Raw genomic sequence first — 814 nt, forward strand, 5'->3', positions numbered from 1 at the left:
TGAAGTAATCTCAGCGACTTTCCGGTAGGTATTTGTATTCGAAGTGGGTCAGGTGCAGGGCTGCGGCGATGATGTCGCCGATGCGGCGTGGGCTGGTCGTTGTGTGGCGTAGCGTCTTCCAGCGTCCGATCAGGATGGCGAAGCCGCGTTCTCCTTGCCAGCGCAGGCCGCGTAGCAGTCGGTTGTAGGCGCGGTTGTCGGGTGCGAGCCGGCTGCCGTCGGCAGGCTGCTTGACCGGGGTTTTGATGCCGTGGCCTGCGCTTTCGTAGCCGGAGTCGGCCAGGGTCGGCAGATCGAGTTCGGCGGCGGACCAGTTCAGGGCGGCGGTGATCCCGAGTTCGCGGGCGCAGCTGGTGTCGTGGAGATGTCCGGGCATCGCCGTCGAGGTCCAGATCGGCAGCCCGTCAGGGCGCATGATCGCTTGGACGTTCGCGCCGAAGTCGCGGTGCTTTCCGGAGAACCAGGCATCGATCACCTCGCCCTTGACCGACAGAGTCGTCTCGGTGAGCCGGTCACAGTCGAACAGCTTGCCGTCGAGGATCACGTGCGACCAGCCGTCGGCGCTCGCCCGACGCAGCGCGGTGTGCAGGTCGCTGGCCTGGGCGGCGAGCACCGTGATGCCTTCGTCTCGGTAGCGGTACGCAGTCGCCCGGGAGATGCCGAACCCGGCTGCCAGCAAGGTCATGTCCTCGGCCTTACGGAACCAGACGAGCACCATCAGCGCCTGGTAGAAGCAGGTCAACGACCGGGTACCACGGCGGGTGCCGCAGGCGCGGCGCTGTGCGTACAGCAGACGCGCGAGGTGCTGCACGAG

Annotated in this window: 1 protein-coding gene; it reads right to left on the minus strand. The window is 66.5% G+C overall.

The window, feature by feature from the left end:
* Window positions 1-10 precede the first annotated feature (10 nt).
* Window positions 11-814, minus strand: an 804-nt coding sequence (locus tag ACLQ2T_RS29250) for a transposase family protein (RefSeq protein WP_425769577.1), incomplete at its 5' end; no start/stop codon positions are given.

It is taken from the genome of Micromonospora sp. DT229 (genome assembly GCF_049844505.1).
Classification (GTDB): Bacteria; Actinomycetota; Actinomycetes; order Mycobacteriales; family Micromonosporaceae; genus Micromonospora.